The sequence below is a fragment of the Ruegeria sp. YTSC230 genome (genome assembly GCF_059609665.1).
Window position 1 is genome coordinate 176,548 of sequence record NZ_JBXWMC010000008.1, and the last position, 14,499, is coordinate 191,046.

At 56.5% G+C, this 14,499-nt stretch carries 13 protein-coding genes; 3 read left to right on the forward strand and 10 right to left on the reverse strand.

The window, feature by feature from the left end; translation table 11 throughout:
* Positions 1–7 precede the first annotated feature (7 nt).
* From AC2FD9_RS16995 to AC2FD9_RS17025, 7 genes are read right to left on the reverse strand one after another with little or no spacing between them, the layout of a single operon-like run.
* A complete protein-coding gene (locus AC2FD9_RS16995) occupies positions 8–274 on the reverse strand; it encodes a hypothetical protein (protein ID WP_109311285.1) in 267 nt (88 codons plus the stop codon).
* Complete coding sequence (locus AC2FD9_RS17000) at positions 275–1,612, reverse strand: DUF6638 family protein (RefSeq protein ID WP_496838001.1); 1,338 nt, start codon at positions 1,610–1,612, stop codon at positions 275–277.
* Complete coding sequence (locus tag AC2FD9_RS17005) at positions 1,613–2,482, reverse strand: hypothetical protein (RefSeq protein WP_496838003.1); 870 nt, start codon at positions 2,480–2,482, stop codon at positions 1,613–1,615. It abuts the gene before it with no gap.
* Complete coding sequence (locus AC2FD9_RS17010; RefSeq protein ID WP_496838004.1) at positions 2,479–4,410, reverse strand: AAA family ATPase; 1,932 nt, start codon at positions 4,408–4,410, stop codon at positions 2,479–2,481. The genes AC2FD9_RS17005 and AC2FD9_RS17010 overlap by 4 nt, the downstream gene beginning before the upstream one ends.
* A 22-nt stretch (positions 4,411–4,432) precedes the next feature.
* Positions 4,433–5,551, reverse strand: a complete 1,119-nt coding sequence (locus tag AC2FD9_RS17015) for a hypothetical protein (protein WP_496838006.1) — start codon at positions 5,549–5,551, stop codon at positions 4,433–4,435.
* Positions 5,548–5,862 (reverse strand): hypothetical protein, encoded by a 315-nt coding sequence (locus AC2FD9_RS17020; RefSeq protein WP_282170863.1) that lies wholly within the window; start codon positions 5,860–5,862, stop codon positions 5,548–5,550. Before AC2FD9_RS17020 ends, AC2FD9_RS17015 begins: the two co-directional genes overlap by 4 nt.
* Complete coding sequence (locus AC2FD9_RS17025; protein WP_058276579.1) at positions 5,855–6,934, reverse strand: coiled-coil domain-containing protein; 1,080 nt, start codon at positions 6,932–6,934, stop codon at positions 5,855–5,857. The genes AC2FD9_RS17020 and AC2FD9_RS17025 overlap by 8 nt, the downstream gene beginning before the upstream one ends.
* Positions 6,935–7,217: 283 nt before the next feature.
* On the opposite strand from AC2FD9_RS17025, the gene AC2FD9_RS17030 reads away from it, so the two are divergent.
* The 3 genes from AC2FD9_RS17030 (at position 7,218) to AC2FD9_RS17040 (ending at position 11,995) form a co-directional block, all read left to right on the forward strand.
* Entirely contained in the window at positions 7,218–8,693 is a 1,476-nt protein-coding gene (locus tag AC2FD9_RS17030) for an NAD-dependent succinate-semialdehyde dehydrogenase (protein WP_058276539.1), read from the forward strand.
* 128 nt (positions 8,694–8,821) lie between these two features.
* Entirely contained in the window at positions 8,822–11,005 is a 2,184-nt protein-coding gene (locus tag AC2FD9_RS17035; protein ID WP_496838008.1) for an esterase-like activity of phytase family protein, read from the forward strand.
* A gap of 300 nt (positions 11,006–11,305) precedes the next feature.
* A complete protein-coding gene (locus AC2FD9_RS17040) occupies positions 11,306–11,995 on the forward strand; it encodes a hypothetical protein (RefSeq protein WP_496838010.1) in 690 nt (229 codons plus the stop codon).
* Positions 11,996–12,248: 253 nt separating this feature from the next.
* On the opposite strand, the gene AC2FD9_RS17045 is transcribed toward AC2FD9_RS17040, so the two are convergent.
* The 3 genes from AC2FD9_RS17045 to AC2FD9_RS17055 all read right to left on the reverse strand — a co-directional run bounded on the left by AC2FD9_RS17045 (position 12,249) and on the right by AC2FD9_RS17055 (position 14,445).
* Positions 12,249–12,716, reverse strand: a complete 468-nt coding sequence (locus tag AC2FD9_RS17045; RefSeq protein WP_058276541.1) for an Hsp20 family protein — start codon at positions 12,714–12,716, stop codon at positions 12,249–12,251.
* 122 nt (positions 12,717–12,838) lie between these two features.
* On the reverse strand, positions 12,839–13,654 hold the full coding sequence (locus tag AC2FD9_RS17050) for a trypsin-like serine peptidase (RefSeq protein ID WP_496838012.1): 816 nt from the start codon (positions 13,652–13,654) through the stop codon (positions 12,839–12,841).
* On the reverse strand, positions 13,651–14,445 hold the full coding sequence (locus tag AC2FD9_RS17055) for a trypsin-like serine peptidase (RefSeq protein ID WP_496838014.1): 795 nt from the start codon (positions 14,443–14,445) through the stop codon (positions 13,651–13,653). Before AC2FD9_RS17055 ends, AC2FD9_RS17050 begins: the two co-directional genes overlap by 4 nt.
* Positions 14,446–14,499 lie beyond the last annotated feature (54 nt).

Sequence of the window (14,499 nt, forward strand, 5' to 3'; positions counted from 1 at the left end):
GAAACCCTCACATGAAATTCGTAACATAAATCAGGATTGCGATCAGGCCCAGCGGCACCACGTAAATCCCAAGGATCAGTTTGCGTCGAAACGATCCGTCGTACTTTTTTAGCCCTCGCTGGACAAATGCATCGCGGTCGCCGGTCAGACCCTTTTTCTCCCAATGGGCGATCAACTTATTGCGCCGTATCCAGCGGGAATAGATTGATACGCCCACATAAATTACCGTCAGAACGACCAGCAACGGTATCAAAAAGCGCAGTGCGACGAACATTTAACTTCTCCCTACTGCGCCCCAGGGGCCGACGCGTGCGATGATGTCTTCGCTGATCCGGTCATTACCGCTCATATCCGGTTCGTGGCCGAATAGTGCGGCCCGGGCGCCAGCTTTATCCACCTGATACTCGCGTGCAAGGAAGTCGGCAACATAGGCTTTCTTGGCCTCGGGCCAAGTCGCATAGGTGCGGTAGAACAGTTCCTTATGGCAAATGAACACCTGACGCGGGTCCAACGGGGCCAGTTCCGCCAGCAACATGTTCACCAGATCGCGGTTCGGTGTGTTGGTTGCCCGCAACGTATAGAAATAGGCCGGGTGATCCGAGGTGATACGCGGCCAAGGTCCGCCATCCTTCGCCCAGCGCAGCAGTTGTGCCAGACCGTGATAAGCCTCGGGCAGACGATCCGAATGGTTTCGCGCCAGCCGTCGCATGTCACCGCGATCCAACCCTGTCAGGTCAACGCCTGCATCGGCTGCGGCGTCTACGGTCAGAAAATCCATTTTCTGCTGCAGGATTGCGGCGGAATTGACACCGCGCGCCTCGATGATCGTTTCGACCAAGTCGTTTAGCCCGAGGAACTTGGCAATCTGGTTTCGCTGCGATGGGTCGAAAACGTATTTGATCGGAATATCGTCGGGTCTGTCGCCCATACAGATCGCCGCCGGGTGGTCCAGATCCGGGAACATATACAGCCCGCCGAAATGCGCTGTCCAGAAGTTGCGTTGCTCGAACGCTGTGTGACGCAGGCGGACAGGGTTGCGGGTGACGTCGCCGGTTTCCTTGGCCGTCTCGATCATCTTCGCGATCAGCACATCGTCGAACCAGGCATCCTCTTCGGTTTTGAACCGTTCGACCATGCCCGCCAGTTGCTGTGCCTTGCGCAGGGTGCCGCCCGCGGTATCCGCCTCGATCTCGATCTTGCGCAGGTTCAGCAGATCGCGCGGGGTGGAGAGCTTGATGACCGAGTTCACCAACTCTCCGGCCACCGCATCGGTGGCGGTCAGGGCGAACAGCTGCGCCTCGTTCATCTCAATGAAGTCGCGCAGGATATCGCGCGAGGTCGAGAATTTGACGTTGAGCAAAGGCGCGCGTTTCTGCTCGGTCGTCAGCAGGATGAACTGCCGGTTGACCCCGTTGGGGTTGAGGTAGAGCTCATCCTCCAGCTCAATCCCCACTTCCGGCGAATAGCCCGAGATATCCACATGGAAATCCGTCAGCGCCGTGGTTTTGCCCGCCAGATGCTGCAGCGCGCGGTTATACCGCTCGACCAGAGCCGGGCTGGAGATGTGGACGAGATTGCCGAACATCAGGCCTTTTTTGATGAGGCGGATCATTTAAGTCATCTTGATGCTGGAAAAAGAACTACTAAACGAATTCAGGAAGTCTCGAATCTGCTTTATCCGCGCACCCTGAAGGCGGATTTGGTCTGCGCTAGATAACCGTGGTTCAATTTCACAAATGGCATCTGCCTTTGAGATCATATCCTCCCATCGTAAATTAATAGTTTTGTCTGCTGATTCATGAAGCTCGGAAGACATAGGATCAACTTTACGAATCACAAAGAATAGATCGAGAAAGAACTCGACATCATCCTCGTTTTCAGCGTTGTTCTTTACCACTTGTCCCCACATTTTTCTGCACAATCTTTTTCTTGAGCCATGCCATTCCATCGCCCGGCGGAAATCTTTGAGTAGTTGTTCAAACTCTAGGTTTGCTCTTTGTTCTTTTCGAAACTGCTCCTCATCACGTAGGATGTTTATTTGTTTCTCGGAGATAACTCTCTGACTACGAAATTCCTCACGAGTAAGTCTTAGTTCTACACGTTGCGCACGCAGCTCCTTTGCCTGCATCATTACCGTTATGATGATCCACAAGAAAGCAAGAGTGCCTGCTACACCAGTCAAAGTGTCTCCAAACTCGTTGGGAGACGAATAGATCAACGCACGTGCTTTGCTTTCGCAGGCACTAGGTGCTTTACAATAATCAAACCCGAAGGAAAAAAAGATCAGACCTAGAAAAAGTGCAGTGAGTAAAAGTCCGCTTTTAAAAAGGCTGTCTTGCCGTCTTAGTTTTCGCAGTTGCAGTTTCGCAATTATTCTGGCGCGCCGAGGGTGTTCGAAGTCGTAGAAAAAAACAACAAGCGCGCCGAAAATCGCTATCACGACAAAAAACTCAGCGGAGAATTTGAAGCCGTACCAGTTCACTTTTTCCCCTCCAAATACCGCCGCTTGGCCTCCTCCATCCGGCCCATCTCACGCACCGCGTTCTCAATGGCGACCTCGTCGCTCTTGTCGGCATAGCGGAACTCGCTGTCGGCGTAGCGGTTGATTTCCTGCATCACCATCTCAACCGTGATCGGCTGGCGCAGGTCCTCGATCATCGCCTTCTTGGTGTCGTAGTCGCGGAACAGGAACAGGTCGGGGTTCTCCATCCATTCGTCGGGCAGTTCGAAATCCATCGCACGGACCTTGACTGCATCGGTGATATTCTTGATTGCGCGGCCGGTAAAGCGCTCATCGGCCTGTTGGATCGCCTTGAGGTAGGTGCCCAGTTTGGCGATCGTGTCCATCTGGCCAATCTCGCCGGAGACCCCGTCATAGACCTGCAGCAGAGCCTCTTCGTGCGGGCGGGAATGACTTTCGAAACTGGCAGCGACAGCCTTTTTGATTTCCTGCGCGGCATAGGCTTCGTGTTCGCCCAGCGGGATGTCGTGATTGCGGCCCATCAGCAGGTGCAGGATATCGATGTAATCCTCGCGCGTCTGCGGCCCGTCAACCAGGAACCGCGCGCCCGCCCGTTGGCGCAAGGCGTCGTCCACATTCTCGGGGTAGTTCGAGAACATGCCAAAGGTGCAGTTGCCCCGAACGACGGTGTTGGCGCCCGCAAAACTCTCCATCAGCACGGCGGTGATTTCCAACTGCCCGGCCGAGGATTGCCGGTCACCGCGCTTACCCGCCAGTTGGTCGATATCGTCGATGGTGCCGAAGCCGATGACCGAGGGGTCGATGATCGTGTTGATAAAGGCCTTCGCGTTCTGGCCTGACTTGCCCTGATAGCTGTCGATATTGTCAGTGCTCAGGTTCTGATAGCGGAACGGATAGCCCGCGTTCTGGCAATAATCGTTGATCAGCCCGGCCATCATCTGGATCAGAGTAGTCTTGCCGGTGCCCGGTTTACCGTCCCCCATGAAGGTGAAGATGAACCCGCCGAGTTCCGCAAACGGGTTCAGGCGGCGGTCGAAGTCATAGGCCATCACCATCTTGGCAAGCTTCATCGCCTGATATTTGGCGATGTGGTTGCCCACCACTTCGTTTGGTTTCTTGAACGTCATGGTGAGGGTGGTGGATTTGGCCTTTGAGGCCGGTTCGAACCCCCGGATCGTCAGATCATCAGCCTCGATGTGCCATGCGGCGTTCTGGAACGGGGCCAGATGGCCTGCTGACTGCGCGCGCAGCGCGGCCTTGTCCATCAGTTGCTCGGCATAGGCGCTGGTGGCGGCAATCAGCTGGGCATCGTCGGGGGCATGATTGGCGAGGGTCTGGTCCAGCTCCCACAGCGCGCCATGCAGGGCAAGTTGGCCATTATCGGTCAAAACCTCTTCGATCTCACTGATATCGGCGGTGGTTTCACCCAAATGCGAGGACATCAAGTACGCCAGCGCATTGCCGAACGTGTGCGAGGTGATCAGAGCTTCCGCCGTCAGCAGTTCCGAGAATTCGGTCTTGCGCGCGGCGGGCAAGTCTCCAGCAAGATTCGCGCGTTTCAGATCAGCCAGCGAGGTCTGTTCCGCATAGGCCTCACCCACAGCCAGAGCGACGGCAATGGCGCGGCGGATGGCCTGCTGCGTGGTCGCCTGAGGCGGCGAGACCAGCGTATCGCCATCATCCGAGGCCTCGATCCGTTCGACCAGATGCACTCCGGCTGCGCGCACGGTTCGGCGTGTCACCAGCCCCGGCGTCGTGGAGCGAAACCGCCGCCCAGTTGAAACGCCCGGAGACCGTTCGGTCGCCACCTCAACCGCTTTGGCTATCCGCGGCGCGTGTTCAAACCCGTTCAGCAAGGCGGTCGCTGCCGGATAATGCTTGCGAATATCGTCCTCGCGCAGTTCCATCTGATCTGACGTCAAACTCATCTGAAAATAGCCTTTGTTGTCTTCAATATCTCAGCACCTGCCCGCTCTTGCTGACCACGAATTTGCGCACATCACCAAATCCCGGCGGGTTACGCTCAGCCAGCACCTGAAACGGGCGTTGGGGCAAGATGATCGACCGTTGGGTGCGCGTAGCCCCGGTCTCGGCCCCCTGTCCGCCGAAAGGATCCAGCGCAAAAACCTCACGTTCTACGGTCGAGAACCACCCGGCGCGTTCTTCGATCACCTCTTCGCTTTCCAGCTCTTCTGTGGTCCATGCCAGTGCCCAGTCCTGACCTTGCGGTGCCTGTGCATCCTCAAGTACCTGCCGCAACGGGCCGGTTTGCTCGGTATAGGCCGAGGAATACATCGGTCCCACGTGGATGCGGCGCAGATGTTTGGGGTGCAGGTCGTCGAAATCCTGATCGAAGCCTTTGGCGATGGTCACCAGTTTCAGACCGCCTAAGCTTTGCGCCATCAGATGCGCCTGCACTTCGGGCCAGCGGCGCTGGTCTTTAGGCAGGGCGGTTTTGCCGCTGTCCTCCAACTGCATCAGGTAGATGACCGGCAGGTTGATCTGGCTGTCATAAACCGCCCAGTGGATCATGAACTTGCGCCGCTCGCCCTCATTTCCGATCCAGTGGCATTCGGGATCATTGCGGGCCCAGAACAGCTGACCCTTTAGCAATTCCTCGTAATAGAGCCTTTGAGACAGGGCGAATTGCAGCTTGGTGGGGATTTCCTGATCGCCAATGATCGTCCGCACCATGTCTGTTTTCAGATCATCTTCAGACGGCATATTCGCCAGATGCACCTGCGCCTGTTGCGCGTCATTGGCCATGGTCAGCAGCTCGGCCGCCACCGGAAATCCGCTGTCACGCTTGTCCATGGCGAGGCTGCCAAAGAACCGGCCCGTATCGCGCCCGACCAGCAGGTATTTCATGGAGAGCGCCCGGAAGGTGTAGAGCAGCCCCGAAAGGTAACGCGACACGATCCGCACCTCTTGTTTCGAGATCGCGCCCTCAGCCTCCATCGTCGCGGCCACGCGCAACAAGTGAACGGTGATCACCTCGAATTTTCGAAAATAGCGGCGCGAGGAGAAGGTGTCGGTTAGTCCCACATGGTCTTTAGTGGGGTCAGTCATGCATCACCGCCACCAAAACCACCTAGGTCCGGGCCAGGTGACTGACTGCCGTCGCTTTGGACATTAGTTGGCACACTGTTAATTCCTTGCGATCTGCGAAACATTTCCAGTCGATAGCCCGACCACAAAGCACCGAGAACACCAACGCCACTCAAAAGGTAAAACCCATTCGCCATCATCGTCAGAAAACAGATGAGGAAAACGAGGCCAATTGCACCCCAAACAAGCTCACCGTTCCGTTCTACCCAAGTCTTGTCTTTGTCTTGCTCCAAGAAAAATGGCATTCGTCGCAACCACTCTTTTTTACCCACCATACAAATTCTTATCATGCTTCTCGACAATCGAGGCGAAGCGACGGGCAAAGCGTTCATCCGCCTTGGCCTTTTTCTCCAGCACATCACGGGCAAAGACCATGTGGTCCTCATGCGCCTCAAGCATGTCGGCCATCTTCTGGTTGGTCGCGGTGCCGATGGCGGCCATGGCGGTCTGCGCCTCCTGGTCCGTCTGCACGCCGATCTCGTTGATGCGGTGGGCCACGTCCTGCTGTTGCGCGGTTTTCAGCGATTTGGTCAGAGCGTCATACAGTACCACGCGCTGTTGCGTGTCTGTCTGCAGCTTGTTGATCAGCACCATTTGCGTCGCGGCCTGGTTCTGTAGGGAGTCGACCCAGGTCTTGCCCTTTTCAATATAACGTTCGAGCGTTTGGCTTTTGGCCAGCTTGACCTGCTCTTCCTGAACCTTGGCGTTGTATTGCTTGTTCAGCTCGGCCAGTTCAGTCTCCAACTGGGTCCGCGCGGCGGCATCCTGTTCGACACTGATCTTGTTTTCCAGAGTTATGATCGTCGGATCCATATCCTGAATCTCGGCCCGCAGCGCCTCCAACTCGGCCACCGTCGCCTCGCGGTCGTCCAGCGTACCGGTCAGGTTTTCCTCGACCTTCACCCGCTGTTCTTCCAACACGGATAACTGCCCTTGCAGCAATTGAACGATTACGTCGGATTTGGCGATCAGGTCCTGCAGCTTGTCGTCGATATTGGCGGTGCGCATGCGTTCCTGCCGCATCGACTCGGATTTTCCTTTCGAGAAGATGCCGACAAACGTCTCCCACCCGGACTTCGAGCGCATCTCATCGAAATCCTTGGAAAAGGCGCTGGTGACGTCGTCCAGACCCATGATCAACTCAGCGATATTGGCGTTCATCACCTCGGTATGGGCGTGCACATCCTCAAGTGTGGCGTTTTCGATGTCGATGTCGGCCTCGGCAGAGCCGATCTTAGAACGCGCGGCTTCAATCCGGGATGTCAGCCCTTCGATCTGAGACTGGCTTTCGCGCACTTTTTGCTGCGTTTCCTCAATCAACGCATCAAACTGCTGGTTCGACATCTGTCCTATTCCTTTTTTAATTATGCACCCAACAAGATAGGAGATGTTACGATCATTTACATCCCCTTGGGCAACCAATCCTGTGGAACTTTGGCAAACTCCGCCAAAAAAAGATAGGCGGGTTGACACTTTGGCCTCAGATCGCATGAATGCGCTCCGGTAGGCAAAAAACGTCACGTTTACCATACGAAAACTGGATTGATCTGACCCCACGGGTGGCCATAGACAATCCGGGAGGCACATGTTTGAGTGCTAACAAATTTTTATTGCCGGAGGCTGACCTATGCTGGACGCGACAACCGACCTGAAATCAATCCTGAAAAACCCCGATCTGCTTGTAACCAAAGCCTATATCGGCGGTCAGTGGGTCGACGGGGACAATGGCACCTTTGCCGTGACCAACCCGGCGCGCGGCGACGTCGTAGCCGAAGTCGCAGACCTGAGCCGCGCGCAAGTCGCCGGCGCGATCGCACAAGCTGAGGCCGCGCAAAAGGAATGGGCCAAGCTGACCGGCAAGGAACGCGCCGTGATTCTGCGTCGCTGGTACGACCTGATGATGGAAAACGCCGAAGATCTGGGCAAGATCCTGACCGCCGAGCAAGGCAAACCGCTGGCCGAGGCCGTTGGCGAGATCGGCTATGGCGCGTCGTTCATCGAGTTCTTCGGCGAAGAGGCCAAGCGCGTTTATGGCGAGACGATCCCCGGTCACCAGCGCGACAAGCGGATCATGGTGCTGAAACAGCCGATCGGTGTTGCGGCCTCGATCACGCCCTGGAACTTTCCCAATGCGATGATCACCCGCAAGGCAGCTCCAGCGCTGGCGGCTGGCTGCGCCTTTGTTGCGCGCCCAGCCAAGGAAACACCGCTGTCCGCATTGGTCATGGGCGTTCTGGCCGAACAGGCTGGCATTCCGGCTGGTGTGTTCAACGTATTGCCGTCCTCCAGCGCCAGCGAGATTGGGAAGGAATTCTGCGAAAACCCCGGCGTGCGCAAACTGACCTTCACCGGCTCGACCGAAGTAGGTCGCATCTTGCTGAAACAGGCGGCCGATCAGGTCATGAAATGCTCGATGGAGCTGGGCGGCAACGCTCCGTTCATCGTGTTTGACGACGCTGATCTGGATGCGGCTGTCGAAGGCGCGATGATGTGCAAGTTCCGCAACAACGGCCAAACCTGCGTCTGCGCCAACCGCATCTATGTGCAGGCGGGCGTGTACGATGAATTCGCGGCCAAACTGAAAGCCGCCGTCGAAGCGCTGAAAATCGGTGACGGTCTGGCCGATGGCACCACCACCGGTCCGCTGATCAACGAAGAAGCGGTCGCCAAGGTCGAGGAACACATCAAAGACGTTACCGACAAGGGCGGCGCGGTTCTGACCGGAGGTCTGCCGCATGATCTGGGCGGCACCTTCTTCCAGCCCACCATCGTGACCGGCGTGACGCAGGACATGATGGTCGCACAGGACGAAACCTTTGGCCCGCTCGCGCCCCTGTTCAAGTTCGAAGACGAAGATGACGTCATCGCAATGGCCAACGATACGATCTTTGGTCTGGCTTCATATTTCTACGCCAAGGACCTGAGCCGGGTGTACAAAGTGGCCGAGGCTCTGGAATACGGCATCGTCGGCGTGAACACCGGTATCATCTCGACCGAGCTCGGCCCGTTTGGCGGTGTCAAACAATCCGGCCTGGGCCGCGAAGGCAGCCATCACGGCATGGAAGATTATCTTGAAATGAAGTACGTCTGCCTGTCGGTCTGATCTGAAAAGGCCCCGGAGCACAGCGCCGGGGCCATTCGGTTTGTCACAAAACTGCAAACAAACCGTCACATCCCTGCAATGACCCGCGTTCATCCCCCTCTCATCCAAGTGAGAGAGGATACCACCCGATGTCATTGCGCTGTGTCTGCCTGACATCTGCCCTTGCCCTGACCGCCGGTCAGGCAGCGGCAGAAATGAATTTCAACCGAATTGCGTCTTTCCCCGTCGTCAAAAATATGGCCGAGGGGGCGGATACCACCCGCGAAACCTCGCCCGAGATCATCGCGGCGACTGCTGATGGCATGACGCTGGTCTATACGGACAGCCCGCTGGGTATGATTGGTATGGTCGATATCACCGACCCCGCGAACCCCGCGCCACTGGGTGCGATGGACGTGGGTGGTGAGCCGACATCCGTGGGGATTGTTGGCACGACGGCTTTTGTGGGCGTGAACACTTCGGAAAGCTATACTGTCCCTTCGGGCAAGCTGATCTCGGTCGATATTGCAGGCAAGGTGGAAACCGGTGCCTGTGACCTGGGTGGTCAGCCCGACAGTGTCGCGATTGCCCCGGATGGCAACTTTGTTTCCGTAGCCATCGAAAATGAGCGTGACGAAGACCTGGACGACGGGGTCCTCCCTCAGCTGCCTGCCGGAACACTGGCTCTGGTGCCGCTGAAAGACGGCGCATTGGATTGCGCGGGCATGAAGATGGCCTCGCTGACCGGTCTGGCCGACGTTGCCCCCACCGACCCCGAACCCGAGTTCGTGGACATCAATAGTCTGGGCGAAACTGTCGTCACCCTGCAGGAAAACAACCACATCGCGGTCGTGGACAAAGACGGCAAGGTGATCAGCCATTTCTCGGCCGGTAGCGTAGATCTGGATGGTATCGACGCCACCGATGAGCGCGGCGCACTGGTTTTCACCGAAAGTCAGCCGGGCCGTCTGCGTGAACCGGACGCGGTGAAATGGGTCGACGAGAACCACTTCGCCACCGCCAACGAAGGCGACTACGAGGGCGGTTCGCGTGGCTGGACGATCTTCCACAAGGACGGCGCCGTAGTTTACGAAAACGGTACCGGTTTCGAGAAAGCCATCATCCAGATCGGTCACTATCCCGACAAACGCTCGGACGCCAAAGGTGTTGAGCCTGAAAGTGTGACCGCAGCGACCTTCGGTGACACACCAATGATCTTTGTAGGAGCCGAGCGCGCCTCGGTCGTGGGTGTCTATGACGCCACCGATCCGGCCAACCCGGTTCTGAAACAGCTGCTGCCTTCAGGCGTTGGTCCCGAAGGTTATGTTGCGATCCCGAAACGTAACCTGCTGATCTCGGCTAATGAAAAGGACCTGATCGAAGACGGTGGCCCGCGTGCACACGTGAAGATCTACGAATATCAGGACGCCCCGGCCACCTATCCGCATCTGACGTCCGCAGGCACGGATGAGCTGATCGGCTGGGGCGCGCTGTCCGGTCTGGTGTCTGATGAGGACGGCATGATCTACGCGGTCAACGACAGCTTTTATGGCTTCCAGCCTTCGATTTTCAAGATCGACCCCAGCCAGAAACCCGCCCGCATCGTGGATGTGATCCGCATCCACCGTCAGGACGGCAACCCGGCGCAGAAGCTGGATCTGGAAGGCATCACGCTGGACGGTAAAGGCGGATTCTACGTCGCCTCCGAAGGGCGCACCGACCGTGTTATCCCGCACGCGATCTACCACGTGTCCGCTGATGGCCTGATCAAGGATCGCAAAGGCGAGATCGGCCTGCCGCCGGAACTGATGGCAGTCGAAAAGCGTTTTGGCTTTGAGGGCATCACCAAGGTTGGCGACACCCTGTGGATGGCCGTTCAGCGCGAATGGAAGGACGACCCCAAGAACCACGTGAAACTGGTCGCGTACAATCTGGACACCAAGGAATGGGGTGCAGTGTACTATCCCAAGGCTGACCCGGAAAAAGGCTGGGTTGGCCTGTCGGAAATCGTGGCATTTGGTGACCATGTCTATGTCATCGAGCGCGACAATCAACATGACCACCGCGCCGTGACCAAAAAGGTCTACCGTATCCCGCTGTCAGAGATGACCCCGGCCCCGTTAGGCGGTCCCCTGCCCGTGGTCAGCAAGCAAGAGGTCCGCGACCTGCTGCCTGACCTGACCTCAACCGGTGGTTACGTTCTGGACAAGATCGAAGGTCTGGCCATCCTGCCCTCGGGCGAGGCGTTTGTGATGACCGACAATGACGGCGTCGACGATGCTTCGGGCGAGACGATGTTCTGGTCGATTGGATCGGTTACGGCTGGGAACTGAGCGCTATCTCGAATTATGTTGAGCCCCGCGTATTGCGCGCGGGGCTTGGTGGTCAATGCTCTAGAAACCAGGGCGATACCTCAGTTAGGAATTGGGTTTTATCAGTGATTTTTTCGCGCGTATCGAAAATGACACTGCCCCGTTCTTCTCGCAGACCCATCAAGAAATTCGTGACATTTTGGGCGTCGGCAATACCAGGAGCTTGGTAGCAAATGGCTTGTCCGGATTTCCGGGAGTTTACACCAACGCAGTGTTGAGTTTAATCAAAGCGAATAGACCGCAAAGCCAAGGGTAAGCCGAATGAGCATAAGTGAGGCTGAGAATCTGACCGAATTGGCAGATCGCTATGGATCAGACAAAGGTTCATCAAAACATCGATACACCGAACTCTACCATTTGCTGTTTCACCCTTACCGTCATAGCGAAATTGTTTTTCTAGAGATGGGCCTTCTGATCGGTGGACCTGAGCACGGGGTCGACAAAGATCGAGCTACCAAAGATTGCCCCTCTATTCGAATGTGGCTTGAGTACTTTTCGAAGGCACAAATTCATGGCTTGGATGTCTCCGATTTCTCGTGGTTTAAACACGAACGCTTCACATTTCACCGGTGTGACATGAATAACCGAGAGGAAATTGCGAATACAGCAGGCAAGATTGACCCAGCGCCAGATATCGTGATCGATGATGCAAGTCATGCAAGTCATCATCAACAGAGTGCTTTTTTAGAGGTTTTTCCGAAGCTCGCTTCAGGAGGGCTCTATATTATCGAAGATTTGAGGTGGCAGCCAAAAACCTATGAATTAGCGGGCATAACAAAGACTGCCGCACTTTTTCGTAGCTTTCAGAATGACCGAGAATTTACACATTCAAACCCATCCATAGCCGAAGAATTTAACGCACTAATTCCTCAGATTTCGGCCTGCATTATTGAACCTGCGCGGTATCAGAAACACCGCAGAGACCAAGTTCTGGTCGTGCACAAAAAATGAAGAACTAGCCCGCATCTTCGTTGGGGGTAAAACCAGAGCGCCCTCTATCGCAATCCGTTGAAATCTTCGCCCCCCAACGAACGGCAAACACCTGAAGCGTGGATTTTTTTTGCCAAGCGCGACGATACCTCAATACCCTAGTGGCTCTATTTGAGAGCCTCGCTATAACACTTCGCCCCGCGCCTGGAGGAACGCGGGGCGTGTGGTGCGATAATCCAGAGAGGAACGATTATCGCGGCGTATAGCGGTCGCCTTAGTTCACGGCTTTGGCGTCGACCACGTCCTTTTCAATGGCATTGGCCGAAGAAATCTCGATCCGGCGCGGTTTCAATGCCTCGGGCACTTCGCGCTTCAGGTCGATGTTCAGCATGCCGTTTTCATGGCTCGCGCCGATGACCCGTACGTGATCAGCCAGAGCAAAGCGGCGTTCGAACGCGCGGGTGGCGATGCCACGGTGCAGGTAGCTGCGCTCTTTGTCCTCGGCGGCTTTTTTGCCAGCAACGATAAGGGCGTTTTCTTTCATTTCGACCGAAAGGTCATTCTCCGAAAAACCGGCGACTGCAACCGAAATGCGATAAGTGTCGGCATCGGTCTTTTCGATGTTGTAAGGCGGGTAGCTCGGCTGAGCCACATCATTGGTCAACACGCGATCCATCATGTCGGCGATCTGGTCAAAACCAACGGTGGCACGGTGCAGGGGTGCAAAATCAAAACTACGCATGTGTCATATCCTCATATCAGAGCGATCTGTGTTCTGCCCTCCGTTCGGACGGGCATCTGGTTGATACGGGCCCCGTTCGTGGCGACCCGATACAGTTCACATGGGTAGCAATTTGATCGAGTTCAACCCCCGCCTGAGCTGATGAATTTCGCGCCGGAATTCGACTTGCCGGACCCGACCTGCAACCGGCGGATCGTTGCCTGTGGACGCGGGGCATCGCGTCGCAAGTCCGCCTTTAGTTCGGAAACGATTCCAGATAGTTCCATGCCAAACCCTACTTTCTGATACCCGTTGGACGCGACTGCGGAAACCACCGACAGAATCTGCCAACGCGGGCCGTTTTTGGCAAGTAAGGCAGAACCTGAGGACCCAAAGGTGATATCGCAGTTGAAAGTTATCAATCCCTGGTCTCGATCCAATATCCGACAGGACCTTTCACGTGTAATCGCCTCGGACCGGCCGCGCCCGTATGAGGCCAGGCTGACCTCATTTCCCGAGACCCTACCCTGATGCAGGGCAAAAGGATCGGCGATGGAATATGGGATTGGCTCGTCCAGACGCATCAGAGCCACATCAACCTTCACCCGCGGTGCTGACACCGGGCCGTTTGCCACGAAATCCGGGTGCGCCGCGATTTGAATTACTTTGCGGTCGGCTAATGCGTCCTCGCCGCTTAACCCCGCCCGAAAAGTCACCATTCCCGGCGGGTACGGTTCGCCGGTGGCCTTGTCCAACGCACAGTGAGCAGCGGTCAAGACCAGATCCTGCGCAATCAGGGTGCCTGTGCAAAACCCGTCATCGCCGATGTCCAGACGTCCAACCGCCTCCCACCCGTAAAGGTCATCGCGGTCCGTCAGTTTACGCTTGGCGGTCTGGGCGTAAGTTGCAGAAGCGGAAATTGAAAAAAACAAAAGAAAATTCAGAAAAAAGCGACTCATGGTTTTATGAACCTTGCTCCAATATTGCGGCGTGTCCCTCCTTGGGAGGAAGATACGCCAAATCCGCGGCCAGCCGACAATTCTGCCTGCAGCAGCTCCAATGAATCTTCGACCGCGGTGCCGACGGCCACGCGCTGCCCGTTGAATTCGGCCTTGGCTGCGACGACCGAAACGATGCGCGGCCGGTCCCCTTCAAAGGAAAAGACCGGTGCGCCCGACGACCCGAACTCGACGTCACAGGACAACACCAAAACGTTGGATGTGCGCGTCATGACCGAGCACACTTCTTGCAACGAGGGAGCCTCGGCCCGATCCTGCGCGTAGGACACGACCCCCACTTCGGCACCTCGGGCCGGACGGTCTCCGGTCTCGAACGGAATTACGCTCGTATTGCGGATCGGTTGCCACAGCTCGATCAGCGCGATGTCATTGTACAGCCGCGAGGCCGATGCCTCGGTGCTGTATTCGTAGTCCGGGTGAACAACAGCGCGACGTGCGGCCCGATAGGCCGATGCACGCCCAAGACGCCAGGCGGCCAGAAACTCGACCTCTGCCAGGTCAATCCGTTGACCAGTTACCTTATCGAACAGACAATGGGCAGCCGTCAAAACCTGGGTCGGAGAAATCAGTGTCCCGGTGCAAAACCCGGCGCCGTCCTTGATATCCAGGCGCCCGACCGCCATCCACGCGCGCCCCGCATCGGTGGTGTCCAGGCTTTTCAACCCGGTATCCTGGGCTGCGGCGGACAACGGCGTCAAAGCCAGCGCCAATGCTGTGATCCAGTTTCGCAAACGGCACTCCGGCTTTGCTGTTGACGTATTTTCCTACGTCTCCGGTGCGGCAAA

Bases quoted from the DNA above. Each gene is read 5' to 3' on its own strand.
- AC2FD9_RS16995 (WP_109311285.1), bottom strand. From the start codon at position 274: ATGTTCGTCGCACTGCGCTTTTTGATACCGTTGCTGGTCGTTCTGACG.
- AC2FD9_RS17000 (WP_496838001.1), bottom strand. From the start codon at position 1,612: ATGATCCGCCTCATCAAAAAAGGCCTGATGTTCGGCAATCTCGTCCAC.
- AC2FD9_RS17010 (WP_496838004.1), bottom strand. From the start codon at position 4,410: ATGAGTTTGACGTCAGATCAGATGGAACTGCGCGAGGACGATATTCGC.
- AC2FD9_RS17015 (WP_496838006.1), bottom strand. From the start codon at position 5,551: ATGACTGACCCCACTAAAGACCATGTGGGACTAACCGACACCTTCTCC.
- AC2FD9_RS17025 (WP_058276579.1), bottom strand. From the start codon at position 6,934: ATGTCGAACCAGCAGTTTGATGCGTTGATTGAGGAAACGCAGCAAAAA.
- AC2FD9_RS17030 (WP_058276539.1), top strand. From the start codon at position 7,218: ATGCTGGACGCGACAACCGACCTGAAATCAATCCTGAAAAACCCCGAT.
- AC2FD9_RS17035 (WP_496838008.1), top strand. From the start codon at position 8,822: ATGTCATTGCGCTGTGTCTGCCTGACATCTGCCCTTGCCCTGACCGCC.
- AC2FD9_RS17040 (WP_496838010.1), top strand. From the start codon at position 11,306: ATGAGCATAAGTGAGGCTGAGAATCTGACCGAATTGGCAGATCGCTAT.
- AC2FD9_RS17045 (WP_058276541.1), bottom strand. From the start codon at position 12,716: ATGCGTAGTTTTGATTTTGCACCCCTGCACCGTGCCACCGTTGGTTTT.
- AC2FD9_RS17050 (WP_496838012.1), bottom strand. From the start codon at position 13,654: ATGAGTCGCTTTTTTCTGAATTTTCTTTTGTTTTTTTCAATTTCCGCT.